This window comes from Mesorhizobium sp. B2-4-17 (assembly GCF_006441275.1).
Classification (GTDB): Bacteria; Pseudomonadota; Alphaproteobacteria; order Rhizobiales; family Rhizobiaceae; genus Mesorhizobium.
Genome location: NZ_VFUX01000049.1, coordinates 12,622 through 38,711, shown reverse-complemented (window position 1 = coordinate 38,711; position 26,090 = coordinate 12,622). Strand labels below are relative to the sequence as shown.

The following is a 26,090-nucleotide window of genomic DNA, read 5'->3' as shown; positions in this document are numbered from 1 at the left end:
CGCCGACCAAATCCTCGCGTCGGTCAAGCGCTTCTGCCAGAAGACAATGAACCGAACTTCAGATTCAGGTGACTAGGCGGGCGAGTCGTACCAGCCGCGCGCATGTTGCCTGTCGGGAAACTCGATTATGATGAGGTTGCCCGGCCAGTCGTTCTCGACCACCTCCACATCGCCGCCATGGATCAGGAACCGGCCGCCGAAAGGCTCCAGCGTGGCATCGATCCTGTGCAGATACTCGGCGATCTGCGGCCCCATCTTGACTTGGCGCATATGGGCAACAGCATAGGCGGTCATGACATAACTCCCTCTGGTCGAGGCCAGCGACCGGCCTCGCAAGGACCAATCTGCCCCAACATCGACGGCGAAGCGATTACCTCTGACGTCATGGAGAATAGAGGCGATCCGCGACAGGCAGCGACATCTTCGTATCGGCGGTTCGCAAACATGCCGAGCGGCGATGGTGTTGCACTTGAAGCGCTCGGCACGGAATTCATCACTCCTCATGGGTTGAGCCTCGGTGCGATGGGGTGACATGGGCGGCTGGTTTTTGTACCCTTCGAACGAATATGATGAAGGTCACGGAAAGGGACATCCGATCCATTCGACCATCCTGAAGATCGAAGGAACAGACAGGACGCGCATTTTTGCGCTGGAACCGGCTGACGCGGCATGACCGGGAAGATGGAGTGCTCTCCCCTCATTACGGTCATCACGCCGACCCACAACCGGCGCGAAACGGTGTTGCACGCCGTGGAGAGCGTGCTTTCCCAGAGCATGCCGAGGCTTGAGCATATCGTCGTCGACGATGGTTCCACCGATGGCACGGAGGAGGCGCTGGCCCGCATCAGCGATCCGCGGCTGATCTATGTCGGCGCGAAATGGCGAGGCGCCAACGCCGCGAGGAATGCTGGAATCGAGCGTGCGCGGGCACCGGTGGTGACATTCCTTGATTCCGACGACGTCTACCTGCCGCATCGGCTTGCGCGCACCCTGGCCCGATTCGATGAAGATCCGGCGCTCGAAGTGCTGATCAGCTCATATGTTTCCGTGAAGAGCGGCCGCGCCACCAACTGCGTCAACCCCGAGGCCTTCGTGAGCCCCATGATGCTCGAGCGGACGCTCGTGGCGCAGACGATCTTCCTCGCCGGTTCCGCGATAACCGCCCGCCGCGAGGCCTTGCTGGCAATCGGCGGCTATGACAGCGACATCACCCGGATGCAGGACCGGGAATTGCTGCTGCGCTTGGCGCGGCGGTGCGGCGCGCAATTGTCCGGGGATATCGACTGGACGAAATACAATTCGCAGAATTCGATTTCGCGCCGTCGCGGCGGCTATGTCGAAGCCTATGCGAACCTGATGGACAAGCATCCGTATATCGCCCACGCCTATCCGCACATCCCGCCCTACATGGTTTCGCGGCAGATCATTGCCGATATTCTCAGGGGCCGGATACCGGAGGCATTCGAGGGCTACATGGCCAACCGCTCGTCGAAGGCGCTTGGCTATTCGCTGCCGGAACTGGTCAACGGTTATGTCTGTGGCCGGCGCTGGCGCCGCGATCTCTACAATGAGTTTCGCGACACCTTTGGCGCCCGGCCTGCCTGATTGCCTCTCGCCCAAAACGACCAGCGGACTTTGGGGCAACGACATGCACAAGGAGTCCCCGCGAACCTACCGGTCAAGGTCCGAAAGCAGTCTACTTCTTGCGGCGGGTGGCGACAGGCGGCGGTTCGATGGCGCCAGCCCTGACGCGGGCAGGCTTCAGCGCAGGCGCGCCGGAATCCTTCACAATTGCCAAGCCGCGCGGAAAGAACTGATTGTTGTGCTGGCCGCGCCCGATGTTAAGGATGGCCGCTTCCGGCAAATGCTTTTCCAGCACCGACAACACCCGCCTCAGCGTGGGGCCATCGAACGCGTCCATCGCTTCGTCAATGATGACCCATTTCGGTTTGCGCAAGGCGAGCCTTGCGAAGGCAAGCGAACGCTGTTCGTCATCGCCCAGCTCACGCTCCCAGCGGGCCGACCGATCCAGCGAAGACGACAGTCGTCCGAGACCGACTTCGGCAAGCACCGCCGAAATTTCGGCATCGCTGGCCGGAGCAACCCCGTTCGGATGATCGAGGACCTCGCGCAGCGTGCCGGCCGGAAAATACGGGACGCGCGGCACAAAGATGGGGGCTTCTCCCGCCGGCATGCCGATCTTCCCGCTTCCCCAAGGCCACAGGCCGGCAATGGCACGGAAGAACAGCGTCTTGCCGGCGCCCGGCTCGCCGGTGATCATCACACGTTCGCCGGTACGGATTTCGACATGCTGGTCGGCAAGCTTGGCGCATCCTTCCGGCGAGGCCACCTGGAGATTCTCGAAAGTCATGCTGCCATTCGCGTTCTCACTGAAGGTGATGCGTTTTTCCGTGCCATGCAGCGCATCGGTCTCGACGAGCGCGATGCGGAAGTCGGCGACACGCATCAGCGTGGCGCGCCAATCCGCGATGCTGCCGATGTTGTTGATGAACCAGCGCAATGAGGAGTGGACCTGGTTGAAGGCGCCTACCGCCATCATCAGCCCGCCGAAGCTGATATCGCCCGAAAAATAGACCGGTGAGGCGACGAGGATCGGCGCCACCAAGGTAATCCAGCCATAGGTGTCGGTCACCCAGGACAGGTTGATCTGGGCGGTATAGATGCGCCGCATGGCGCCCAGCACCGTGCCAAGGTCGAGTTCGAGCCGCCGCTTGGCGTCGGCCTCGCCATGGTACAGCGCAATGGCATCGACATTCTCGTTGACGCGCACCATCGAGGAGCGCAGCTCCGCTTCCCTTGTGTACCGGTCGCTGTTGAGATGGATCAGCGGTCGCCCGACCAGCCAGCTCAGCCAGGAGGCGGTGCCGGCATAGAGGAACGCGGCCCAGACCATGTAGCCCGGTATGGCCAGCGACCAGCCGTTGACGTGAAACACAAAGCCCGAAGACAGCTCCCACAGCACGCCAACGAAAGACACGAGCAGGATGAGCGACTGCAGCAGGCCGACGCCGAGATCCGTCGACAGGTCGGAAAGATGCGCCGCATCCTGCTGCATGCGCTGGTCGGGATTGACCCCGATGGCGCCGGCATTGGCCAGCCGGAAGGCGCGCGCCGGCCGCATCCACTGGTCGATCAGGTCCAGCGTCAGCGCCTCGCGCAGCCTCAGCCGGATCATCTGGTTGAGCCACGTCTGGCCGATATTGAACACCAGAAGCCCGCCAGCGATCATTGCGAAGACAAGAAGCTGGTGCAGAAAGGCCGCCATGTCCCTGCGCGCCAGCGCGTCGTAGAAGGGCTGGTTCCAGCGGTTGAGCAGGACCTGGCCAACCGACGTCGCGATGATGACGGCCATGATGCCGACCGAAATCCACAGCAACCACTCGCGAACCGGCGATCCCACCAGCGCCTGCTTGATCGTCATCACCTGGTCCCGCAGGCTGCTGGTTTCGACGGCCGCAACCACCGGCCGGGAGTGGACAGCGTTGTCTGGTTGATCAGCCATACCCAATGTCCTTGCGTTCAGAAGCGACGCTGAAACCAGATGAAGAAAACCGAAGGCATCCGAATATCAACCAGGCTGCGCGTTGACCACGACAGATAGGCCGGGAAAGGTCGCGCGGCGCGCGTTTCTACCATGATCACGAGGGTTTCACCCGGCGAGCCGGCGAGGCCGCACCCTCCGCGCCGGCCCGGCGGCCAAGCCGCGTCGCACCATGCGGCGACAGCACCGGCACGAAGACGCGGCGAGATGCGCGCTGGACCACCGGGACACCCTGATAGAGCCGCTTCTGCGCCTCGACGACGATGACGCCGGAAAAGATCGGCCACAGCCGCCGGCCGACGCGCTCCAGCACATTGTGGAAGCGCATCATGAAGTGCCGCCGCGACGGCGGGAAGAACAGCGCATCCGACCAGGCCGCTGGCGTGAAATTCGCCTCACGGAGCAATTCCGTCAGCTGGCCTCGTGAGAAAGGCCGTCCATTGCCGAACGGCGTATGCTCGAAGCGCGCCCAGACACCGCGCCGGTTGGGTACGACGATGACGACGCGGCCCGCCGGCGACAGCACCCGCCAGATCTCATTCAGCGTCTCGCGCGGATTTTCGACATGTTCGAGCGAATGGACGAGCAGCATGCGGTCGATGCAGGAATCGACCAGCGGCAGTTCCTCGTCGAAGACCAGGGCCGTCGCCGTCGGCCCCATCGCCGGCCAGACCACGGCGCCCTGCGTCGCCGGCATGAAGGCGAAGACCCGTTCGGCATCGACGCCGAAACGCTCCAGCCAGGGCAAGGTATAGCCGAGGCCGACCAGCCGTTCATTGGGCACGGCGGCCCATATGGACGACAGCGCCATGGTGATCGAGCGCTCGGCGAACCGGCCGAGCGTTGTCGAATAGAAGGAGCGAAGATCGACGATGTCGGAATGCATTTCAGGGATGTAGCCGTGATATCGGCCGGATTCAACAAAAGGTCCCGAGGCGTCTGGGATCGCGGATTTTGTTCGGTGCTTCCCACATGACATCGGCGCGCCGGCGCCCTATGTCTGCGGCAACAAAATGGAGAGATGCGATGGCGGTCGAAATCGAACAGTTCATGTGCCGCACCGACAATTTTGGCGTTCTGGTGCATGATCCCGAAAGCGGACAGACAGCGATCATCGACGCGCCCGAAGAAGCGCCGATCCTGGCAGCGATCAAGCGCACCGGCTGGACGCCCACCATGATCCTGACCACGCATCATCATCTCGACCACGTCGAGGCCAATCTGGCGCTGAAGGAGCGCTTCAAGCTGCGCATCGTCGGCCCGGAGGCGGAAAAAGCCAAGATTCCCGGCATCGACGAAACGGTCGAAGAGGGTTCCGTGATTCATCTCGGCGATGAACGCATCGACGTGATCGCCACCCCCGGCCACACCGCCGGCCACGTCTCCTATCATCTGCCGGCATCGACGGTGGCGTTCACAGCCGACACGCTGTTTGCGCTGGGTTGCGGGCGGTTGTTCGAATGCAAGCCGCCGGTGATGTACGAATCGCTAAAGAAACTTGCCGCACTTCCTGCTGCCACAACAATCTATTGCGGCCACGAATACACGCTCGCCAACGCCCGTTTCGCGCTGACCATCGACCCGACCAATTCGGCTTTGAAGGAGCGCGCCGCCAGGATCGAGGCGCTGCGCGTCGACAACAAGCCGACGCTGCCGACCACGATCGGCGAGGAACTGTCGACCAATCCTTTCCTGCGCTGGCACGATCCGGCGATTCGCAAGCATCTCGGTATGGAAAGGGCTGGAGATGCCGAGGTGTTCGCCGAGATCCGCAAGCGCAAGGACAATTTCTGAGCGCCGTGCTATGCATGCCGCCCAAAAGTGACCTGGTTTTGGGAAACGACATGCATAAAAAACAAGGACCTAAAACGCGCCGCATCGATCCGTTTCAACGCGACGCGCTTTAGCCTTCGACAGATGAACAGCTCAGCGGAAATCATCGCGACGCTCGGACTGAAGCCGCATCCCGAGGGTGGCTGGTATACGCAGACCTTTCGCGATGAAGCCGGCGGCACGCGCGGCCATTCGACCGCCATTTATTTCCTGCTGGAGCAGCATCAGGTTTCGGCCTGGCACCGGGTCAAGGACGCCGCCGAGGTCTGGCATTTCCATGCCGGTGCGCCGCTGGCATTGTCGATGTGGGAAGAAGGCAGTGCCCTGATCGAGCAGGTTCTCGGCATCGACCTCGCGGCGGGCGAACGGCCGCAGATCGTCGTGCCGGCGGGCTGGTGGCAATCGGCGCGCAGCTTGGGCGAATGGACCCTGGTTGGCTGCACGGTCGCGCCGGGCTTTGATTTCGCCGCCTTCGAACTGGCTGAACCGGGCTGGCAGCCGACGCGCCTTTAGCCCAGCAGGAACCCGAGTGTGATTGCGAGCTGGGCGGCATAGTACAAGGCCCATACCGCAAAACGCATCCACGCCCGATGCGGCGAGATGGCCGCCACCAGGAATTTTTCCGTGGCGAGCAGCCCGTCCGATGCCATGAACAGCACGGCGCCGCCAATCACCCAGGCGTTGCCTGTCGTCAGCGCCGCCATGCCCATCGCCAGGATTGCCACGACACAGACGGCGATCGGAAGACGCAGGCCGGGACCGACGCGGCGCCAGAGCGCGGCCAGCATGACGATCGCGAACACAGCCATTGCCAGTGCGGTCGCGCCCCGCCAGGATTCGGCGCCAAGCACATCCAGCCCGCCGCCGCTGCGCAGGAACAGCACGATGTAGATGATGTGGGCGGCGAGAAAACTCGCCAACCCGCCGAGAAACGGCTTTTCGCCATCGCGCGACAGGAAGGCATCGCCCACCGCGCTGAGCGCAAGGGCGGCGACCAGCATCAGCGGGCCGCCCTGCATTGCGGCGAGCACGGCAAGCATGGCGACGGCGAGCGTCTTTGCCGCCGAGCGGGCGAGCGTCGGCGACGTGCCTGATGTGAAGGCGTAGATCACCGCCGCCACCAGCGAGAAGATCAGCGTCGCATTGGCATTGGCGTCGATGCCGCCGGCAAACGGCATGATCATGCCCGGGCTCCGCCTTCGGATGCGCCAGTTCCGCTCTCGGATGCCTTGGCTCCGCTCTCGGCCGCCGCCGACTTGCGCAGGAACAGCGATTTTGCCGCCAGGGCCGCGCCACCGGTGATGAGCACGCAGGCGGCGAGGATGCGCAGCGACGGCTCGGCGACGCCGGCCGCGATCAGCACCAGCGTCGACAGCAGCGGCGCCGCATAGCTTGCCGCACCCAGCACCTGGATGTTGCCGCGCTTGACGCCGATGTCCCAGGCGTAGAAGGCCGCGCCCACCGGCATTAGGCCGAGCCCAAGCACGGCCAGCCACTGGCCGGCGCCGTCCGGCAGCACCGTCTGTTCCAGCGCCAGATGGCAGACGAGCGACAGTACGGCGGTCGCCGCGCAGAACCAGGTGACGATGCTGGTCGGCACCGACGGAAAGCGCCGCGACAGGAGCGAATAGGACGACCACAGCACCGCGCAGACGGCGGCCATGGCATAGCCGAAGCTGTAGCGCGCATCGAAGGCGAGGCCGCCGCCCTTGGTGACGATGAGCACCGTGCCGGCAAGGCCGAGCAGCGCGCCGACGACATGGTTCCAGGCCAGTTTCTCGCCCGGCATCAGCGCCGAACCGAGCACGATAAGCAGCGGCCACAGATAGGCGATCAGGCTTGCCTCCACCGCCGGCGCGTTACGCAGCGCGGTGAAATAGAAGAAGTGGTAGCCGAACAGGCCGGCAATGCCGACCAGCCAGACCTGCGGCGGGATCTTCCGGCTCTTGTCGGCGGCTGGCATGAACAGCCGCGCGACAAGCCCGACCCCGGTGCCGATGGAGAATGTGATCGCCGACAGAAGAAACGGCGGCACCTTGCCGGACGCGTCGGTAAGCAACGCCAGCAGGGCCCACATGGCGACCGCCGAAAAACCGATCAGTGTAGCGCGCGCCATTCCGTCTCCCGTGGCGCGCCCTCTTCTATCCTGAGAGCGTGCCTATTGTACCGCTTCGAAACGCCTGGCGCTGATGGTCAAGGTGCCGATCTGCGTTCCAACCGTGGCGTGGATCGGCGCATATACCCCGGTTTGGCCGAGTGGCGCAAACGTCACCATCATCCGGCTCTTATCCTTGAGATAGTTGAGCGCCTTGCGACCCTTGCGGTAGCCTGCCACCGGCTGGAAACCCATTCGGCAGGTAACGGTATCGCCCTTGTAGCCCGGCACCGAGATCGTTCCTTTCGAAGCATAGCTCAGCGTCAGATTGGCGCGCATCTCGCCGTCGTAAAGCCTCACGGTGCGGCCGCAGACCTTGTCGAGACTGTCGGCATGGATGACGGTCGCGGCCATCGGATCCAGCACCGATGCCAGGTCGCCGGCGCCGAGCGGCACCCAGTTGTTGGGGTCGCGCTTGCCCGGCGCCGGGATGACCTGCGTCGAGGTCACATTGCCATTGGCAAAGCGGATGTCGATCGATGACGCCTTCTTACCCGAAGTGTAGTCGGCGCGGAACGCCTGCGGCACCATCTTCTGGCCCGAAATCGTGCCTTTGGACGAGATCGTGCCGCGCGTGTCGTCGAACAGCCTGGCGAGACCCGCCGCCGAGACGCTGCCGTTGATCGAATAGACGCCGTTCTCATAGCGGCTGGAAAAGGTCGATTTCGCAATCGACAGGCCGAGAAATGAGACCGTGTACTCGCCCTTGAAAGATTGCGGCGAACCGGCGGACGCAGCCGATGGCAAGGCGATGGCAAGCATGGCGGCAAGGGCGGAAGTCGAACGAAGCATGGCAGGATCGGTCCTCGATCTTTTCGGCCGGAGGCGGGCAACCCGGCTTGGCATGTCCCTATGGAACGGCTTATAGGGTGAATTCCGGCCTTAATGTGAAATGCATGCCGCTTGCGCGCAGGACCGGAGCTTGACGCATTGGCGAAATGCAACTATGGAACGCCAACTTTTTCCATAAGGCCGCCTGACCAGAACCGCGCGCCACCCGGCGTGGGCACAAAGGTTTGGCAGGTCACGAGAGAACTGAAGGTTAAAACCATGTCCCGCACCTGCGAACTCACTGCCAAGGCAGTCCAGACCGGCAACAATGTGAGCCACGCCAACAACAAGACCAAGCGTCGCTTCCTGCCGAACCTCGTCAACGTGACGCTGATCTCGGAAGCGCTGAACCAGAATGTGCGCCTGCGCATCTCGGCCAATGCGCTGCGTTCGGTCGAACATCGCGGCGGCCTCGATGCCTTCCTGGCCAAGGCCGACGTCAAGGAACTCTCGCAGCGCGCGCGCCTCTTGAAGAAGCAGATCGCCAAGAAGATCGCCGAGCAGGCTGCTGCTTAATTCGTCTTTCAGGCGGGGGACGACCGCCCGGCCAACCACTCGTTGGCCTTGAGCATCGGATCGCAACCGCGAAGCGGTTGACGGATTCGATGCTCGAACAAAGCGAGCGTGATCCGGTCTTTCGGCAAAACGCTCCGCTGGTTCCATTACCCAGGATAAAAAAATGCCTTCCTTTTCGCGATACCTGCCCTTCGTGGCCGCCATGGCGCTTGTCGTCGTGGCGTCCAACATCCTTGTGCAGTTCCCCATGCAGGGCCGGATCGGCGGCCTGTCGCTGGCCGATCTGCTCACCTGGGGTGCTTTCACCTATCCCTTCTCCTTCCTGGTCACCGACCTTGCCAACCGCCGCTACGGACCCGCCGTGGCGCGCAGGATCGTCTTTGTCGGCTTCATGACGGCGGTGGTCTGCTCCATCCTCGTGCCGCCCTTCCTGTTCCGCCACGGCTTCATCGAATTCGAGACCGCCGCCGACCGGCTGGTGCGCATCGCGGCGGCTTCGGGCGCGGCGTTCCTGTCCGCGCAATTGCTCGATGTCACTGTGTTCAACCGGCTGCGCCGGCAGAGCTGGTGGCGGGCGCCAACCGTCGGCACGCTGGTCGGCTCGGTGTTCGACACCATGGTCTTCTTCACCGTCGCGTTCTCGGCCGCTTTCGCTTTTACCGGCCCCAACGACAGCTTTGCGCTCGAAACGGCGCCGCTGATGGGTGTCTTCCATGTCGAGGCCATGCGCTGGGTTTCCTGGGCGCTCGGCGACCTCAGCGTGAAGCTGATCATCGCCGTGGTCGCGCTCATCCCCTACCGGCTGCTCGCCGCCCGCTGGAGCCAGCCGGCCGTCGCGGTGGTCTAGGCCGTGATCCCCTGGGTCCAGCTCGATTCGGCAAAAACGCCGGACGGCGGACAGGAATTGCGGCTGAAACGGCGCGGTTCCGAATTCTCGATCATGCTCGGCACCAACGAGCTGATGAACAGCCGGCTGAGCGGCTCCGAGGAGGCGTTGGCAAAACTCTCCTGCTCCAGGATTGCCGGTCATCGGCGGCCGCGAATCCTGATCGGCGGGCTCGGCATGGGATTTACCTTGCGCGCCGCGCTTGCCGAACTGCCCGATGATGCCGTAATCGTCGTCGCGGAGCTGGTGCCGGCTGTCGTCGCCTGGGCGCGCGGCCCGATGGCAGGAATTTTCGCCGGCTGCCTCGACGATCCCCGCGTGACCATCCGCGAGTGCGATGTCGGGCAGGAGATACGATCCGGCGCCTGGGATGCCATCCTGCTCGATGTCGACAATGGCCCGGAAGGCATCGCCTACAAGGGCAATGATAGTCTCTATGGCGCGGCCGGCCTTGGAGCGGCACGCGCGGCGCTCAAGTCAGGCGGCGTGCTGGCAGTCTGGTCGCAAGGCCCCGACAGCGGTTTCACACGCCGGCTGAAGCAGGCCGGCTTCGCCGTCGACGAGGTCAAGACGCGCGCCAACGGGAAGCGCGGCGCGCGCCATGTCATCTGGATAGCCACCAACGGGCAGTGACCTGACAGGGCGCGTCCGTAACTCTCTGATGAACCGTCGCTCCCCACTCCGTCGAGCTACGCTCGACACCTCTCCCCAGATCGACGGGGGAGAGGAAAGGTGCGCCGCTCAATTCTGGTACAGGATGAATTCCAGGTAGAGGTTGCGCTGCAGGATCGAGTGGTTGTCGTCGGAGATCAGCGACACCATCAACGCGCCGTCATCGCGGGTCCAGACATCGAGCCCTTCCATATTGTCGATCTGGTAGCCCATGTCGGCCTCCAGCAGCACCGGCCCGTCGGCGACGGCACCCTTCTCGACGCTCTCGCCGTGGATGCGTCGCAGACGCATCCTGAGGCCGCCCTCCATCGTGAAACTGCGCTCCAGCAGCAAAAGGTCGCCATCCGGCAGGAAGGCGCCATCGGTGATGTCGAAATCACCATTGCGCGTGACGGTGAAGACGCCTTTGAGCGGTCCTTCGATGATGGCGGCATAGATATTGCCTGCCTTGTCGAGGCTCTTTTCCGAGACCACGACCAGACTGCCTTGATGCCGACCGCCGGCATTGGCATGGGTGACGGTCTCGAAGCCGCGGTTCTGCCGCAACTCCTGCACCGGAACCAGGAAGTCCAGCTGTTTGAATGACGCCTTCATATTGCTGGGATCGACGTTGAACTGGGCGATCCGGTGATTGCGCTCGAAACCGACCGTAGCGACGCCGTCCTTGACCGCGAGACCTTCGGCATCGACTTCCGATTTCTCGTCGACAGGCTGGCCGTTCTGGTCGACCATCTGCTGCATGCGGAAGTTCTGGATGCCCACGGGCCGCCTGTCGGCGTCGCGGGCCACCGTACCGAAGAACCAGTAGCCGGTATCGGCCACGCCGATGAAATCGCCGCCCGCTTTCAGGAAACGAAGAGCCGACAGCCCTCCGAAATCGCGCGATGGCGAGGTCATCTCCAGTCCGCCGACGAATTCGAGCGGACCGAACTGTTTCTCGTCATGTCCTATTCTGAACTGGCTTATTGGTCTTGCCGAGACCTCGACCGAAGCCGGCCCGCTGGCATTGGCCGGCGAAAAGACCACACTGGCGAGCGCGCAAGCGGCGAAAACCGTTTGCCGAAAGCCGCCCTGCGAAAGGATCATCCGGCGCGCCGGATGCCGCCGCGCCGCGTGTCGCGCGCGCTTTCCTCGGCAAACAGCGAGGCCAGTTGCTCGGTCATGGCGCCGGCGAGTTCCTCGGCATCGACGATGGTGACGGCGCGCCTGTAATAGCGCGTGACGTCATGGCCGATGCCGATGGCCAAAAGCTCCACCGGGGAGCGCGTCTCGATCAGTTCAATGACGGCGCGCAGATGGCGTTCGAGATAATTGCCCGGATTGACCGACAGCGTCGAATCGTCGACCGGCGCGCCATCCGAGATCATCATCAGGATCTTGCGCTGTTCGGGCCGGGCGATCAGGCGGTTGTGTGCCCACAGCAGCGCCTCGCCGTCGATGTTTTCCTTGAGCAGGCCTTCGCGCATCATCAGGCCGAGATTGCGCCGCGCCCGCCGCCACGGATGGTCGGCGGATTTGTAGATGATGTGGCGCAGATCGTTAAGCCGGCCCGGGTTGGGGGGCTTGCCGTCCTTCAGCCATTTCTCGCGCGCCTGTCCGCCCTTCCAGGCCCTTGTGGTGAAGCCGAGGATCTCGACCGAGACGCCGCAACGTTCCAGCGTGCGCGCCAGGATGTCGGCGCAGGTCGCGGCGACAGTGATCGGCCGGCCGCGCATGGACCCCGAATTGTCGAGCACCAGCGTCACCACCGTGTCGCGGAACTTGGTGTCGCGCTCCTGCTTGAAGGACAGCGGCTGCATCGGATCGATGACGATGCGCACCAGCCGCGCCGGGTCGAGATAGCCTTCTTCCAGGTCGAAATCCCACGACCGGTTCTGCTGCGCCATCAGGCGGCGTTGCAGGCGGTTGGCGAGCCGGCCGACGACGCCGGACAGATTGGCGAGCTGCTTGTCGAGGAATGCGCGCAACCGGTCGAGCTCTTCCTCTTCGCAAAGCTCCTCGGCGCCGACCGTCTCGTCGAAAGCGGTGGTGAAGACCTTGTAGTCTATTTCCTTCGGCAGGTTGGTGAAGGGATTGTCGTTGCGCCGCGCCTCGCCAGGCGTCTCGGCATCGGCATCGTCATCGTCCGACAGATCGTCGGCGGTGGCATCGGAGGCTTCCGTCTCTGCCGACTGCTCGTCGTCGGCGGACGCCTCGGCGTCCTCGGATTGCGACTGCTCGGAGCCGGAATCGTCCTCGCCGCCCTCCTCGCTCTGCTCCTCGCCTTGCGGCTGGTTGTCGTCATTGTCCTCGGAGTCTTCCGTCTCCTGGTCGTCGCCGAGTTCCTCCGCCATTTCCATGGAGGCGAGCATGTCGCGCACGACGCGGGCAAAGGCCTGCTGGTCGTCGAGCTTGGCCGAAAGCCCGTCGAGATCGGCGCTTGCCTTCTCCTCGACCCAGGGCCGCCAGAGTTCGACCAGCCGCTCGCCGCTCTTCGGAATGGCGCGGCCGGTCAGCTTCTCGCGCACCATGAGCGCGAGCGCTTCCTCGATCGGCGCGTCGGCCTTGTCCTTGACGTCGACGAGGTTGGCCTTGGCGTATTTGTCTTCCAACATTGAGCCGATATTGTCGGCGACGCCCTGCATGGCGCGGCTGCCGATCGCCTCGACGCGGGCCTGTTCGACCGCGTCATAGACGGCACGGGCTGCCTTGCCTTCCGGCGCCAGCTTGGTGTGGATGCGGACATCATGGCAGGCGCGCTTCAGCGCCATGGAATCACCGAGCCCGCGGGTGATGGCGATATCGGTCTTTGACGCCTTCTTCGGCAGCTCTGGCAAACGCGCGCGGCTGCCGGCCAGCGCCGGCCTGTCCTTGGCGAAGCCGACTTCCATGTCCTTGTCGCCGGCAATGGCGCGCATGCAGACGGTGACGGCGCGCTTGAAGCTGTCGGCTTCAGACCCCGTCTTCGACTTGTTGCGCGTGTTGTCGCCTGGACCCGCCATCGAGGCTCTGCTTAGCCCAGCACCACGTTGGCGGCGCTCTCCGGTAGATCCTCGCCAAAGGCGCGCTGGTAGAACTCGGCAACCACCGAGCGCTCGAGCTCATCGCACTTGTTGAGGAAGGTCAACCGGAACGCCATGCCGATATTGCCGAAGATCTCGGCATTTTCGGCCCAGGTGATCACGGTGCGCGGGCTCATCACGGTCGACAAATCGCCATTGATGAAGGCCGAGCGCGTCATGTCGGCGACGCGCACCATCTTGTTGACGATGTCCTTGCCCTTGCCGTCGCGATAGTGCTTGGCCTTGGCCAGCACGACGTTCACTTCATTGTCGTGCGGCAGGTAGTTGAGCGTGGTGACGATCGACCAACGGTCCATCTGTGCCTGGTTGATCTGCTGCGTGCCGTGATAGAGGCCGGTGGTGTCGCCTAGGCCGACCGTATTGGCGGTCGAAAACAGCCGGAACGCCGGATGGGGACGGATGACCCGGCTCTGGTCGAGCAGCGTCAGCCGGCCCGACGATTCCAGCACGCGCTGGATGACGAACATCACGTCCGGACGGCCGGCGTCATATTCGTCGAAGCAGAGCGCGACATTGTGCTGATAGGCCCAGGGCAGGATGCCGTCGCGGAACTCGGTGACCTGCAGCCCGTCCTTGACGACGATCGCGTCCTTGCCGACAAGATCGATACGGCTGACGTGGCTGTCGAGGTTGACGCGCACGCAGGGCCAGTTGAGGCGCGCCGCGACCTGCTCGATATGGGTCGACTTGCCGGTGCCGTGATAGCCCGAGACCATGACGCGGCGGTTATAGGCAAAGCCGGCGAGGATCGCCAACGTCGTCGCCTTGTCGAACAGATAGTCGGGATCGACATCGGGCACATGCTCGCTGGTGACCGAATAGGCCGGTACCACCATCTTGGAGTCGAAGCCGAATTTCTCCTTCACCGACACCGTCGTGTCGGGCAGGTTGGCAATGTCGCGATCGACCTTGTTCATATCTCTCAACGTCTCCCACGGGCGAAACGTCCCGTTTCGCCGGCAATCGATTTTGTTCGGGGGCGGTCTTAGAGCCTTTTCCACCCTTATGAAAGTTGGAAAACGACACAAACCATAGGGTCGCTCAGCACAGGCCCGCCTGTTTGAGCACGCGATAGGCTTGCAGCACATCGCGGAACCGGTCTTCCGAACCTCTGTCGCCGCCATTCGCATCCGGATGGTGACGCTTCACCAGTTCCTTATAGCGCGCCTTGATATCCTTGCCAGTCGCCTTTGTATCAAGGCCAAGCGTTTCCAGCGCCTTGGCCTCAAGCGGCTTGGCCTTGCGCTCGCGCGCCTCGCGCGGGTCCTTCGGTCCCTTGAACAGGTCGAACGGGTCGCGCATGCGGTTGTAGTAGCCGGCGCGGCCGGAGCGCATCTGCGCCATATCGGGCGACGAACGCGTCGAGGCGCCGTTGATGCCCATCTTCCAGGTAGGCCGGTGGCCGGTCATCGCCTCCTTCTGGAAGCGCGCCACCTCGGTGTCCGGCACACCGGAGAAGTAGTTGAAGCCCTTGTTGTACTCGCGCACATGGTCGAAGCAGAAGCGGAAATACTCGCCCTCCTTCATGCGCCCGACCGGCGCGCGATGGGTACCCGGCTCCTTGCAGCCATCCCATTGGCAGATCGGCGAGTGCGACTTCACCTCCGCGTCCTTCTCCGGGCGGATGCGAATCTTCTCGAAATATTTGGGATACGGCTTCATCTCACCCATTTATGGGGCGTTCGCAGATGCGAAACAAGAATTGACATTTTCGCGATCATCGCCCTAACCGCTGAATCGCGGCTTAAAAGCGGACGAACGATCCATTTTGTTCGAACGATCTATTTGTTGAAGCGTTGCAGCGGCCCCAGGCTGACGCACCAGCCATATGTGGTGAAGGGAGATGGCGATGTCCATACAGGCGATCATGGAAGACAAGCTCAACAAGGCATTTTCGCCCGAGCGGCTGATCATCATCAACGAAAGCCACCTCCATGCCGGCCATCACCATCATGGCTCCGACCATCACGGTGCCTATGACGGTACCGGCGAGACGCATTTTCGCGTCCGCGTCGTCGCGTCCGCCTTTGCCGGCATGAGCCGCATCGACCGCCACCGCGCCGTCAACGAACTGCTTGCCGACGAATTGAAGGCCGGTGTGCATGCGCTGGCGATTGAACCGGCGGCTCCCGGCGAAAAGACCCGCTGGTAGGTCGTTCAGCCGGCGACCTACGGCTCGCCTTTCGCAAACGGTCAGATCAGCGCTTCGATGAGGAACGGACCGCGCCGAGACAAGGCGCTGTCCAGGAGCGCATCGAACCGCTCGCATGTGTCGGCGCGCGCCGCCTCCACGCCCATACCTTTGGCCAGCGAAACCCAGTCCAGCGCGGGCTGGTCGAGGTCGAGCATGCGCCTGGCATTCTCGCCGATGGCATTCACGCCGACATTGCGCATCTCGCCATGCAGAATTGCGTAGGTCCGGTTCGAAAAGACGATCGTTACCACGTCGAGATTTTCCCGCGCCTGCGTCCACAGGCCCTGCACCGTATACATGCCGCTGCCATCGGCTTCGAGATTGATCACCTTGCGGTCGGGACAGGCGATTGCCGCCCCGGTCGCCATCGGAATGCCGCCGCCGATCGATCCGCCCGTGCCCATCATGTAATCGTGTGGCGCCGCGAATGCCGACAGCGCGAAGAAACGGCGCGCCGAGGTAACCGCCTCATCGCAGACGATCGCGTTGTCCGGCAGCTTGCGCGCCACCGACAGCGCGATGGCATCGTCCGTCAGGTTGCCGCTCGGGGTTGCCTCCTCTGGAAGGGCGGTCGCGGACATCATCTGCCGCGACGGCTTGACACCGAGCTCATCGCGGAGCGCCTCCAGCGCCGCGTGCAGGTCATCGCCATGGGCGGCGAGTGTCATCACCTGGCAGTCTTCCCTGACAAGCCGTCCGGGTTTTCCCGGATAGGCGAAGAAGGCGACCGGCTCTCGCGCGCCGACCAGCACCAGCACGTCGATATCCCTGAGCAACCCCGTCGCCGCATCGATTGGATAAGGAATGCGTGTCGGCGCCACGCGCCCGCGCCCACGTTGCATCCGCGCGATCAGCACCTCGCTGAACAGACGGACATCGCTGGCGGCTGATATCTGGCCGGCGATCTCGAGCCCATCGGCCCGTGCGGCCCGCCCGCGAACGACCATGCCGACGCGGCCTGGAGCGCTCCGGATCGCAGCGGCGACCTTGCGCACGGCGTCCATGCCGACGGCAGGCGGCGGCGGAAGGACGACCTTGCCCGACGAGGCCATCGCAGCGTCGCCCCAGGCAGCATCAGCCGGCAGGATCAGCGTCGTGACGCCCGGCGGCGTGAGCGAGGCGCGAAAGGCCGCCTCCGTCGCCGGCTGAACATCGGCCGGCCCCTCGATGCGGCGAACCCATTTGGACATCGGCGCCGCAAGGCCTTCGATATCACTGGTGAGCGGTGCGTCGAGCGGCAGGTGATAGGAGGCATGGTCACCGACGATGTTGATCATCGGGCTGAACGCACGCCGGGCATTGTGCATATTGGCCAGCCCATTGGCGAGACCCGGGCCGGTGTGCAGCAGCGTCGCGGCGGGACGATCGGTCATGCGCGCATAGCCGTCGGCGGCACCGGTCACGACGCCCTCGAACAGGCCGAGCACGCAGCGCATTTCAGGCTTGCGGTCGAGCGCGGCCACAAAATGCATCTCGGAGGTGCCGGGATTGGCGAAGCAGACCGTCACATCATTGGCCAGCAGCACATCGCACAGGACATCGGCACCGTTCATGCAATTTTCTCCCGCTCACGATCGAGGAGCAATTCCGGGAAAAGCGTGAAGCGGTTTTCCGTCCGGAGTTGCGTCAAGACAAACAGATAGCGCAATTGCACCCACGGACGTCCGCGCGGCAATATCCCGCCGCCGCTTTTGGCATGATCCAGTGACAGGGGGGGCGGACGGAAATCGGCAGGGATCAGCCGACCGTCGATTTCAGGAACGCCAGCGCGGCGGCGGTCAACGCGTCGCCGTCTTCGCCGAAATCGCGGTTGATCGACATATGCGTATAGGCGCTGCCGTCGAACAGCGTCACTTGCGTGCCCGTGGCGCGCAGGCGCTCGGCGAAAGCCTTGGAGTCCTGGCGACGACCCTCGGCGCGGGAATAGGCGATGAAGGTCGGCGGATGCTTGCGGCCATCGATATAGCTGGCCGGCGACAATGCCGCCCATTGCGAAGGATCGGAAAAGACCCGGGCATAGGCCCGCACCATGCCGCCGTTTTTCTGGAGCGCCGCAAGATCATAGGCCCTGGTGTCGTCGAGGATGAGCGCCGCCACGCCAGGCAATCCGCCGCGCATGCCGGTCAACGCAATCAGATGGCAGCCGGCCGAATGACCCATGCCGACAATACGGCTGGGATCGCCGCCAAACCGGGCGATGTTGGCCCTGACATAGGCATAGGCCCTTTCGACGTCGCCGGCCTGGGTCGCGACATCGGCTTGCGGCAGCATGCGGTAGTCGATCGAGACGAAGCAGAACCCATTGGCGAGCAGGAAGGCCGGCTTGGCGTTCACCTGCGTACGTTTGCCGAACTGCCAGGTGCCGCCATGGACGAAAAAGACGACCGGCAAGCCCCTGGCGCCATCGGGCGCATAGATGTCGAGCTTGGCCGGCCCGTAGTCGAAGGTCCTTGGCACCGGGCCGCGCAAGGCGGCCGACCCGCGCCGTGGCAGCATCGTCGCCATCGAAGCCAGGACAAATCTTCGTCGGTCAATCATTGTGCTCCCGCCATCTCTCCTGTTCCATGGCGAGCGTCCAACGCATGGGCAGCATCCCCGGTTTCATGTGCAGTGCACGTACTCCCGTTGATGTGAAGGGAACAACAATGCGTTCCGACAGTTGAATAGGTAAGTGGCCGTTCGACAGCCAAAAACGGCTCTGAGGGTAAGCATCATGGGTGAGAACCAGTCTGACGTCTTCAATCTGTTCTCAGAGATTTATACCAAGGCGGCTCAGGAGGAGATCAGTCTCCAGCAATATCTCCTGGCCTGCCGCGAAGACAAGTCGATGTACGCCTCGGCCCCCGAGCGCATGGTCGAGGCGATTGGCGAGCCGAACCTCGTCGATACCAGCAAGGATGAGCGGCTCGGGCGCATCTTCTCCAACCGCACCGTCAAGATCTATCCCTCCTTCTCCGACTTCTATGGAATGGAAGATACGATCGAGCGGATCGCCGGATATTTCCGCTATGCCTCCCAGGGACTGGAGGAGCGCAAGCAGATCCTTTACCTTCTCGGCCCTGTCGGCGGCGGCAAATCCTCTCTTGCCGAAAGGCTGAAGAAACTGATGGAAGAGCGACCGATCTACACGCTCAAGGTCGGCAACCAGATCAGTCCGATTTTCGAATCCCCGCTTGGCCTTTTCCATCCTGATCGCATGGGCGACCTGCTGGAGGATAAATACGGGATAGCCCGGCGCCGCCTCAACGGACTTATCTCGCCTTGGGCGGCCAAGCGGCTGGACGAACTGTCCGGTGACATTTCCAAATTCAGCGTCGTCAAGCTGATGCCGTCGAGGCTGCGCCAGATCGCGATCGCCAAGACCGAGCCCGGCGACGAGAACAACCAGGACGTCTCGGCTCTGGTCGGCAAGGTCGACATCAGACAGTTGGAAAATTTCAGCCAGTCCGATCCGGACGCCTATTCCTACAGCGGCGGCCTGAACCGGACCACGCAAGGCCTGCTCGAATTCGTCGAGATGTTCAAGGCGCCCATCAAGGTCCTGCATCCGCTGCTCACCGCGACCCAGGAAGGCAGCTACAATGGCACCGAGAATTTCGGCTCCTTCCCCTATCAGGGCATCATCATTGCCCATTCGAACGAATCGGAGTGGCAGCAGTTCAAAAACAACAAGAACAACGAGGCGTTTCTCGACCGCATTCTGGTGGTCAAGGTGCCTTACTGCCTGCGCATCACCGAAGAACGGCATATCTACGAGAAGCTGTTGCGCGAGAGCGAACTGGCTGGCAGCCCCTGCGCGCCTGAGGTGCTGGACATTCTCAGCCGGTTCACGGTCTCGACCCGTCTTGCGGCGCATGAAAATTCGCCGCTCTACACCAAGATGCGCGCCTATGACGGCGAAAACCTCAAGGAGGTCGATCCCAGGGCCAAGTCGGTTCAGGAATATCGCGACGCCGCAGGGGTCGACGAGGGCATGACCGGCGTAAGCACACGTTTTGCCTTCAAGATACTGTCGCAGACTTTCAACTACGACACCAACGAGGTCGCGGCGGACCCTGTGCATCTGATGTATATTCTTGAAGAGGCGATCAAGCGCGAGCAGTTCCCGAAGGAGACGGAAGCTGCCTATCTCGAATTCATCAAGTCGGAACTCGCGGCGCGCTATGCCGAGTTCATCGGCCATGAAATCCAGAAGGCTTATCTGGAATCATACAGCGAGTATGGCCAGAACCTTTTCGACCGCTACATCGCCTATGCCGACGCCTGGATCGAGGACCAGGACTACAAGGATCCCGACACGGGACAGATCCTCAACCGTGAGATTCTGGACAAGGAATTGTCGCAGGTCGAGAAGCCGGCCGGCATCGCCAATCCCAAGGACTTCCGCAACGAAGTGGTCAAGTTCACGCTACGGGCACGGGCGCGCAATCATGGCCGCAACCCGTCCTGGACAAGCTACGAAAAGCTGCGCGAAGTCATCGAAAAGCGCATGTTCGGCCAGGTCGAGGACCTGCTGCCGGTGATCAGCTTCGGCTCCAAGCAGGACAGTGTCACGGAAAAGCGCCACAATGAATTCGTGCAGCGCATGGTGGAACGCGGCTATACGGAGCGGCAGGTGCGCCGGCTTGTCGACTGGTACATGCGCGTGAACAAGGCGGGTTGAGGCAAGCCCGAACGCTTCCATGCCGATCTTCATCGACCGCCGCCTGAATCCGAAGGACAAGAGCCTGGGCAATCGCCAGCGCTTCCTCAAGCGCGCGCGCGAGGAACTCAAGCGAAGCATCCGCGACAAGGTCCGCGAGGGCCGCATCGCTGAGGTCGGCCGCGAGCATGCCGTGCCCATGCCGCATAAGGACACCAGCGAGCCGGTGTTCAGCGATGCCGGAAACAGCGGCCGACGCCAGCACGTCCTGCCCGGAAACAGGACTTACATTTCCGGGGATCTGATCCCCAAGCCCGGGCGGGGAGGCATGGGCTCCTCCGCTCCCGGAAACAAGGAATCCGAAGACGATTTTCGTTTCGTGCTGTCGCGCGAGGAGGTTCTCGACCTCTTCTTCGAGGATCTGGAACTGCCAGATCTGGTCAAGCTCAATCTCAAGCAGATACTCACGTTCAAGCCGAAGCGGGCGGGCTTCGCGTCCAGCGGCTCGCCGACCAACATCAATGTCGGTCGCACCATGCGCAACAGCCATGGCCGCCGCATCGCGCTTCGGCGTCCCAAACAGGCGCAGTTGGACGCGATCGCCATGCAGATCGCCATACTGGAAGCACAACCGCCCGACACGGCAAGGCGCGAGCGGATCGCGGCCTTGCGCGAGGAATTCGACCGGCTGGAACGTCGCCGCAGGCGAGTTGCCTATGTCGATCCGGTCGACATCCGCTTCAATCGTTTCGACCCGCGGCCACAGCCCAATGCCAGCGCCGTCATGTTTTGCTTGATGGATGTGTCCGGGTCCATGGGAGAGCGCGAAAAAGATCTGGCCAAACGCTTCTTCGTGCTGCTGCACCTGTTCCTGACGCGCCGTTATGAGAGGACGGACATCGTGTTCATTCGACACACTCATGAGGCCCAGGAGGTGGACGAACAGACGTTCTTCTATCACACCCAGAGCGGCGGCACCGTCGTTTCCACGGCACTTGAGGAAATGCATCGCATCATCGAACAGCGCTACCCGGCCAAGGAGTGGAACATCTATGCAGCCCAGGCGTCCGACGGCGACAATTTCGCCACCGACTCCGAGCGCTGCATAGAGCTTCTCGGCGGCAAGCTCATGCGCCTGTGCCAGTATTTCGCCTATGTGGAGATCATCGACGAACGCGAGAGCCATATTTTCGGTTCGACCGAAAACGGGACCTCGCTCTGGCGCGCCTACAGCACTGTCGATGGAAAATGGCCAAATTTCCAGATGAAGCGCATTGCTGCTCCAGCCGATATCTATCCGGTCTTTCGTGAACTCTTCGCCAGGCAGCCGGCACTGCGCAAAAGCGCATGAGGACAAGGCGGATGGGCACTCCAGCGCGCAAATCCGAATTGCTCTTTTCCGGGGCGGACTGGGACTTCAAGAAACTGTCGCGGGTCTACGACGAGATCGAAGCGCTTGGGATGGAAGAGCTTCGCCTAGACGTTTACCCCGTGCAGATGGAGGTCATTTCCTCCGAGCAGATGCTCGACGCCTATTCCTCGGTAGGTATGCCGCTGATGTATCAGCATTGGTCGTTCGGCAAGCATTTCCTCTACAACGAGCTTCTCTACCGCAAAGGCAGACGTGGGCTGGCCTATGAATTGGTCATCAACTCGAATCCCTGCATCGTCTACCTCATGGAGGAAAACACCATGGCGTTGCAGGCCCTGGTGACGGCCCATGCCGCGCTTGGACACAATCACTTCTTCAAGAACAATCATCTCTTCCGGCAATGGACGGACGCAGGGGGGATTCTGAGCTATCTGAACTTCGCCAAGAGCTATATCTCCCGATGCGAGGAACGACATGGCCTCGCCGCCGTGGAGGCGATCCTCGATTCCGCCCACGCGTTGATGGACCAGGGCGTCTTCCGATATCATCGGCCACCGAAGCCGTCAGGGGAACAGCAGCGCGAAGAGCTTCGAGAGCGCCTCGAATACGAGGAACGCTCCTACAACGATTTGTGGCGTACGCTGCCTCCTTCGCAAGAGGACGACAAGACCGAAACCAGCGAAGACGGCGTGTCGGAGCGGAAGAAATCGCTCCATCTGCCGGAGGAAAACCTGCTTTATTTCCTTGAGAAAACCAGCCTTGTCCTTGAGCCCTGGCAGCGTGAGATTGTCAGGATCGTCCGCGTCATTGCCCAGTATTTTTATCCGCAGCGGCAAACCCAGGTGATGAACGAGGGTTGCGCCACCTTCGTGCACTACACGCTCATGAACACGCTTTTCGACCGTGGCCGCATCAGCGAAGGCGCCATGCTCGAAATCCTGCGCAACCATTCGAATGTGATCTTCCAGCCGTCCTTCGACGACCCGCGGTTTTCCGGCATTAATCCCTATGCTCTGGGTCTGGACATGATGCAGGACATCCAGCGCATCTCGACCGAACCCACAGCGGAGGATCGCGATTGGTTCCCCGACATTGCCGGCCGTGGCGACTGGCTTGAAACCTTGCTCGACGCCTGGGCCAATCACCGCGACGAATCCTTCATCCGCCAATATCTCAGTCCGACCCTGATCCGGAAATGGCGGTTCTTCGTGCTGGGCGACGGAGCCGATCAACCGCACTACGAGGTCGCTTCGATCCACAACGAGCGCGGCTACAACAGGATAAGGGCCGCGCTGGCCCAGAGCTATGATTTGGGTGCAAGCCGGCCGGATATCCAGGTCGTGGACGTGGCCCTGCTCGGGGACAGGCATTTGCGGCTGCAGCACAAGGTGAAGAATGGCATCATGCTCGATAATGAAAGCCGCGACGCAACCCTTCGCCACATCCGAAATCTCTGGGGTTACGAAGTTAGCCTGGTGGCGATCGACGCCGAAACGGGGGCGACGCTCAGCGAACGCTGGACCAAGGACTGCTGAGCGTAAGCGTGATCCTAATCCGACAATCCTGGTCTAAGCGTCGGCCGCGGGTCTGATTCTGAGCCTTGCGATCCGGTTCTTGTCGCGCTTCATGACGATGAAGCGCTTGCCGTGGAAGGTGAAAGCCTGCTTTTCCTCGGGGATAGATTGCGTCTCGTGGATAACGAGGCCGGCAATCGTGGTCGCCTCCTCGTCCGGCAGGTTCCAGTCGAGCGCCCGGTTGAGGTCGCGGATCGGCACAGTGCCGTCGACGACGACCGAACCGTCGGCCTCCTGCTTGACACCCTGGATGTCCACATCGTGCTCGTCGGCGATCTCGCCGACGATCTCCTCGATGATGTCCTCCAGCGTCACCAGTCCCTCGACCTCGCCATACTCGTCGACGACGACGGCGAAATGCGCCTTGCGTCGCAGGAAGGCGTTGAGCTGTTCCTGCAAGGTCGTGGTGTCGGGCACGAACCACGGTTTCGAGGCGATCTTCATCACGTCGATTTGCGAAAAATCATTGCCGACTTCGTTCAGCGCACGCAGCAGATCCTTGGCGTGCAGCACACCGACAATGTTGTCGAGCGAGCCTTTCCACAAAGGCATGCAGGTGTGCGGGCTTTGCAGGATCTCGCGCACCACCGCTTCCGGCGCATTGTCGGCATTGACCGAGCGCATGTTGGTGCGATGCACCATGATGTCGGAGACTTCGAGCTCTGCGAGATCGAACAGGCCGCCCACGCGGTCGCGATCCTCGCGCACAACCTGGCCGTCGCGGCGGAAATCGTCGACCGCGCCGCGCAATTCGGCCTCACTCGAGCGCTGCGGTTCGATGCGCGACAGCTCGTAGCCGAGCACGGCCAGCAGGCTCTTGCGCAACGCAAGGGCCAACAGGACGAGGACGGCAAGGACAGCGGCAACGATCCAGCCGGTCTCCATCTCAGCCGGCCTTCCTGCTGACCGGATGGTTTTCCCTGAGGAATGACAGCACTTCCGAAGCCGGCACGTCCTTGGCGATGAAGGCCTGGCCGATGCCGCGCGTCAGGATGAAGGTCAGTGCGCCCCGCGACACCTTCTTGTCCTGGGTGATGAAGGCAAGCAGCGCCTCGGCATTGGGCAAGTCGCCCGGAATGTCGGCCATCCGCCACGGCAGGCCGACGGCGCGCAGATGCGTCTCGACGCGCGCCGCGTCATCGGGGCTCGCCAGGTTGAGCCGCGACGAGAACCGATGCGCCAGCGCCATGCCAATGGCGACGCCTTCACCATGGACAAGGCGGGTTCCGTCATACTGCGTGGCGGCCTCCAGCGCATGGCCGAACGTGTGGCCGAGGTTGAGCAGCGCCCGGTCACCGGTCTCGAACTCGTCGCGGGCGACGACATCGGCCTTGGCGCGGCAGGCCTCGGCAATCGCCTGCGCCCTCTCCGGACCGCCGGCGAACACCTTGGCCCAGTTCGCTTCCAGCCAGGCGAAGAATTCCGGCCGGTCGATCAGCCCGTATTTGGCAAGCTCGGCATAGCCGGCGCGGAATTCGCGGACCGGCAGCGTGTCGAGCGTTTCGGTGTCGGCCAGCACCAGCTTGGGCTGGAGGAAGACGCCGACAAGATTCTTGCCGCGCGGGCTGTTGATGCCGGTCTTGCCGCCGACCGAGGAATCGACCTGCGCCAGCAGCGAGGTCGGGATCTGCACGAAATTCATGCCGCGCCGCACAATGCCGGCGGCAAAACCGGTGAGATCGCCGATGACGCCGCCGCCAAGCGCGACGACCACGTCGCCGCGCTCCAGCCTGGCGGCCAGAACGCCATCGACCACCTCCTCGAGATGGGCGAAGCTCTTGGTCTTCTCGCCGGGCGGCATCGTGATGACAACGGGCTGGATGCCGCCCTTCTCGAGCCCGGCCTTCAGCGTATCGAGATGCGCGGCGGCGACATTCTCGTCGGTAACGACAGCGGCGCGCGTGCCCGGCAGGCGGCGCGCGATCTCGGTGCCGGCGCGCGAAAGCAGGCCGGAGCCGATCAATATGTCGTAGGCCCGGTCGCCGAGCCCGACTTCGACGGTGACTGGCTGATCCGCGCTCATGATTCGACCTCGCCCGTCGCGACGATCGCATCGATGCCGAAATGCCGGCACAGCGCCTCCACCACCTCGGCCGCGATGACCTCCTTGCGGTCGTCGCGGGTGGGCACGGTGACATCCGATGTCGCATAGACCGGATAGCGCTCCCCCATCAGTCGCTCCAGCACGGCGCGCGGATCGGCGCTTTTCAGGAGCGGCCGGTTCTGCTTCTTGGAAACACGGTCCATCAGAAGGTCGAGCTCTGCCTTCAGCCACACCGACACGCCACGGGCGGCGATGGCCTCGCGCGTCTGCGCGTTCATGTAGGCGCCGCCACCGGTGGACAGAACCTGCGGGCCGTTCTCCAGCACGCGCAGGATGACACGCTGCTCCAGGGCCCTGAACTCGGTCTCGCCGTAGCGCTCGAATAGTTCAGGGACGGTCATGCGCGAAACGCTTTCGATCTCATGGTCGCTGTCCATGAACGGCAACGCCAGCATCGTCGCCACCTTGCGGCCGATCGCCGTCTTGCCGGCGCCCATCAGCCCGACAAACACGATGGACCGGTTGCCCAACTGGCCAAGCAGCGCGGCATGGGTCTCGCCTGGAGGATTTGCCTGTGCGTTCATCGGCGTTTCTTGGGCCCTCTTTGCCGGCGTATCGACATGAAAAGCCGGTTTGCGTCAAGCGCCGAGTGCCCTGAGCCCGATATGGGCAGACGGACGCATCAGAAGTTGCGAACAGGCCTCCGCTTGTTCTTGAATTGGCCGGATTGGCGTCCCATAAGGGCAC

Annotated in this window: 24 protein-coding genes and 1 pseudogene; 10 read left to right on the top strand and 15 right to left on the bottom strand. The window is 62.8% G+C overall.

Annotated elements, in window-relative coordinates; translation table 11 throughout:
* Window positions 1–75: 75 nt before the first annotated feature.
* A pseudogene (locus FJ548_RS28040) lies at window positions 76–294 on the bottom strand (DUF1330 domain-containing protein); the annotation flags it as partial.
* Between the two features lie 375 nt (window positions 295–669).
* On the opposite strand from FJ548_RS28040, the gene FJ548_RS28035 reads away from it, so the two are divergent.
* Entirely contained in the window at window positions 670–1,605 is a 936-nt protein-coding gene (locus tag FJ548_RS28035) for a glycosyltransferase family A protein (protein WP_140779586.1), read from the top strand.
* A 91-nt stretch (window positions 1,606–1,696) separates the two neighbouring features.
* On the opposite strand, the gene FJ548_RS28030 is transcribed toward FJ548_RS28035, so the two are convergent.
* Together FJ548_RS28030 and FJ548_RS28025 are read right to left on the bottom strand one after the other, a co-directional pair.
* Window positions 1,697–3,523, bottom strand: coding sequence for an ABC transporter ATP-binding protein/permease (locus FJ548_RS28030; RefSeq protein WP_140608656.1), 1,827 nt, complete (start codon window positions 3,521–3,523; stop codon window positions 1,697–1,699).
* 136 nt (window positions 3,524–3,659) lie between these two features.
* On the bottom strand, window positions 3,660–4,448 hold the full coding sequence (locus FJ548_RS28025; RefSeq protein ID WP_140608658.1) for a methyltransferase domain-containing protein: 789 nt from the start codon (window positions 4,446–4,448) through the stop codon (window positions 3,660–3,662).
* Between the two features lie 140 nt (window positions 4,449–4,588).
* Here FJ548_RS28025 and gloB point away from each other — a divergent pair, with 140 nt between their 5' ends.
* Window positions 4,589–5,356: a hydroxyacylglutathione hydrolase gene (gene gloB, locus FJ548_RS28020; protein ID WP_140608660.1), complete on the top strand. Its 768-nt coding sequence runs from the start codon at window positions 4,589–4,591 to the stop codon at window positions 5,354–5,356.
* 123 nt (window positions 5,357–5,479) lie between these two features.
* Window positions 5,480–5,908 (top strand): cupin domain-containing protein, encoded by a 429-nt coding sequence (locus tag FJ548_RS28015; protein WP_140608662.1) that lies wholly within the window; start codon window positions 5,480–5,482, stop codon window positions 5,906–5,908.
* Here the strand turns inward: FJ548_RS28015 and FJ548_RS28010 are convergent.
* From FJ548_RS28010 to FJ548_RS28000, 3 genes are read right to left on the bottom strand one after another with little or no spacing between them, the layout of a single operon-like run.
* Window positions 5,905–6,579, bottom strand: a complete 675-nt coding sequence (locus tag FJ548_RS28010) for a lysoplasmalogenase (protein WP_140608664.1) — start codon at window positions 6,577–6,579, stop codon at window positions 5,905–5,907. The two genes, FJ548_RS28015 and FJ548_RS28010, sit on opposite strands and share 4 nt — an antisense overlap.
* Window positions 6,576–7,511, bottom strand: coding sequence for an EamA family transporter (locus tag FJ548_RS28005; RefSeq protein WP_140608666.1), 936 nt, complete (start codon window positions 7,509–7,511; stop codon window positions 6,576–6,578). Before FJ548_RS28005 ends, FJ548_RS28010 begins: the two co-directional genes overlap by 4 nt.
* A 42-nt stretch (window positions 7,512–7,553) precedes the next feature.
* Window positions 7,554–8,342 (bottom strand): DUF3108 domain-containing protein, encoded by a 789-nt coding sequence (locus FJ548_RS28000; RefSeq protein ID WP_140608668.1) that lies wholly within the window; start codon window positions 8,340–8,342, stop codon window positions 7,554–7,556.
* Between the two features lie 258 nt (window positions 8,343–8,600).
* Here FJ548_RS28000 and rpmB point away from each other — a divergent pair, with 258 nt between their 5' ends.
* From rpmB to FJ548_RS27985, 3 genes are all read left to right on the top strand, one after another.
* Complete coding sequence (gene rpmB / locus FJ548_RS27995; RefSeq protein ID WP_140608670.1) at window positions 8,601–8,897, top strand: 50S ribosomal protein L28; 297 nt, start codon at window positions 8,601–8,603, stop codon at window positions 8,895–8,897.
* A 163-nt stretch (window positions 8,898–9,060) separates the two neighbouring features.
* A complete protein-coding gene (locus FJ548_RS27990; RefSeq protein WP_140691670.1) occupies window positions 9,061–9,744 on the top strand; it encodes a queuosine precursor transporter in 684 nt (227 codons plus the stop codon).
* 3 nt (window positions 9,745–9,747) lie between these two features.
* The gene (locus tag FJ548_RS27985) at window positions 9,748–10,416 is read left to right on the top strand and encodes a hypothetical protein (RefSeq protein ID WP_140691668.1); all 669 of its coding nucleotides are present in this window, start codon (window positions 9,748–9,750) and stop codon (window positions 10,414–10,416) included.
* A gap of 108 nt (window positions 10,417–10,524) precedes the next feature.
* On the opposite strand, the gene FJ548_RS27980 is transcribed toward FJ548_RS27985, so the two are convergent.
* The 4 genes from FJ548_RS27980 to FJ548_RS27965 form a co-directional block, all read right to left on the bottom strand.
* Entirely contained in the window at window positions 10,525–11,541 is a 1,017-nt protein-coding gene (locus tag FJ548_RS27980; RefSeq protein WP_140764448.1) for an esterase-like activity of phytase family protein, read from the bottom strand.
* On the bottom strand, window positions 11,538–13,436 hold the full coding sequence (cobT, locus tag FJ548_RS27975) for a cobaltochelatase subunit CobT (protein ID WP_140691663.1): 1,899 nt from the start codon (window positions 13,434–13,436) through the stop codon (window positions 11,538–11,540). The genes FJ548_RS27980 and cobT overlap by 4 nt, the downstream gene beginning before the upstream one ends.
* An 11-nt stretch (window positions 13,437–13,447) precedes the next feature.
* Window positions 13,448–14,434 carry a cobaltochelatase subunit CobS gene (cobS, locus tag FJ548_RS27970; protein ID WP_140779585.1) on the bottom strand — a complete coding sequence of 329 codons (987 nt, stop codon included), beginning with the start codon at window positions 14,432–14,434 and terminating at the stop codon, window positions 13,448–13,450.
* 124 nt (window positions 14,435–14,558) lie between these two features.
* Window positions 14,559–15,188 (bottom strand): J domain-containing protein, encoded by a 630-nt coding sequence (locus FJ548_RS27965; RefSeq protein ID WP_140608679.1) that lies wholly within the window; start codon window positions 15,186–15,188, stop codon window positions 14,559–14,561.
* 178 nt (window positions 15,189–15,366) lie between these two features.
* Here FJ548_RS27965 and FJ548_RS27960 point away from each other — a divergent pair, with 178 nt between their 5' ends.
* On the top strand, window positions 15,367–15,669 hold the full coding sequence (locus FJ548_RS27960; protein ID WP_140608681.1) for a BolA family protein: 303 nt from the start codon (window positions 15,367–15,369) through the stop codon (window positions 15,667–15,669).
* 41 nt (window positions 15,670–15,710) lie between these two features.
* Here FJ548_RS27960 and FJ548_RS27955 read toward each other — a convergent pair whose 3' ends face one another.
* Both FJ548_RS27955 and FJ548_RS27950 read right to left on the bottom strand, forming a co-directional pair.
* Window positions 15,711–17,264: an acetolactate synthase large subunit gene (locus FJ548_RS27955; protein WP_140691660.1), complete on the bottom strand. Its 1,554-nt coding sequence runs from the start codon at window positions 17,262–17,264 to the stop codon at window positions 15,711–15,713.
* A 184-nt stretch (window positions 17,265–17,448) separates the two neighbouring features.
* Entirely contained in the window at window positions 17,449–18,249 is an 801-nt protein-coding gene (locus tag FJ548_RS27950) for an alpha/beta hydrolase (RefSeq protein WP_140691657.1), read from the bottom strand.
* Window positions 18,250–18,424: 175 nt separating this feature from the next.
* On the opposite strand from FJ548_RS27950, the gene FJ548_RS27945 reads away from it, so the two are divergent.
* The 3 genes from FJ548_RS27945 to FJ548_RS27935 are packed head-to-tail and all read left to right on the top strand — an operon-like array spanning window position 18,425 to window position 23,260.
* Window positions 18,425–20,374, top strand: a complete 1,950-nt coding sequence (locus FJ548_RS27945) for a PrkA family serine protein kinase (protein ID WP_140608687.1) — start codon at window positions 18,425–18,427, stop codon at window positions 20,372–20,374.
* Between the two features lie 19 nt (window positions 20,375–20,393).
* Window positions 20,394–21,704 carry a YeaH/YhbH family protein gene (locus FJ548_RS27940; protein WP_140691654.1) on the top strand — a complete coding sequence of 437 codons (1,311 nt, stop codon included), beginning with the start codon at window positions 20,394–20,396 and terminating at the stop codon, window positions 21,702–21,704.
* 11 nt (window positions 21,705–21,715) lie between these two features.
* The gene (locus FJ548_RS27935) at window positions 21,716–23,260 is read left to right on the top strand and encodes a SpoVR family protein (RefSeq protein ID WP_140779584.1); all 1,545 of its coding nucleotides are present in this window, start codon (window positions 21,716–21,718) and stop codon (window positions 23,258–23,260) included.
* A gap of 33 nt (window positions 23,261–23,293) precedes the next feature.
* Here the strand turns inward: FJ548_RS27935 and FJ548_RS27930 are convergent, their stop codons facing one another.
* The 3 genes from FJ548_RS27930 to FJ548_RS27920 are packed head-to-tail and all read right to left on the bottom strand — an operon-like array spanning window position 23,294 to window position 25,927.
* Entirely contained in the window at window positions 23,294–24,184 is an 891-nt protein-coding gene (locus tag FJ548_RS27930; protein WP_140779583.1) for an HlyC/CorC family transporter, read from the bottom strand.
* Between the two features lies 1 nt (window position 24,185).
* Entirely contained in the window at window positions 24,186–25,322 is a 1,137-nt protein-coding gene (gene aroB / locus FJ548_RS27925; protein WP_140608695.1) for a 3-dehydroquinate synthase, read from the bottom strand.
* Window positions 25,319–25,927, bottom strand: coding sequence for a shikimate kinase (locus FJ548_RS27920; protein WP_140608697.1), 609 nt, complete (start codon window positions 25,925–25,927; stop codon window positions 25,319–25,321). The genes aroB and FJ548_RS27920 overlap by 4 nt, the downstream gene beginning before the upstream one ends.
* Window positions 25,928–26,090 lie beyond the last annotated feature (163 nt).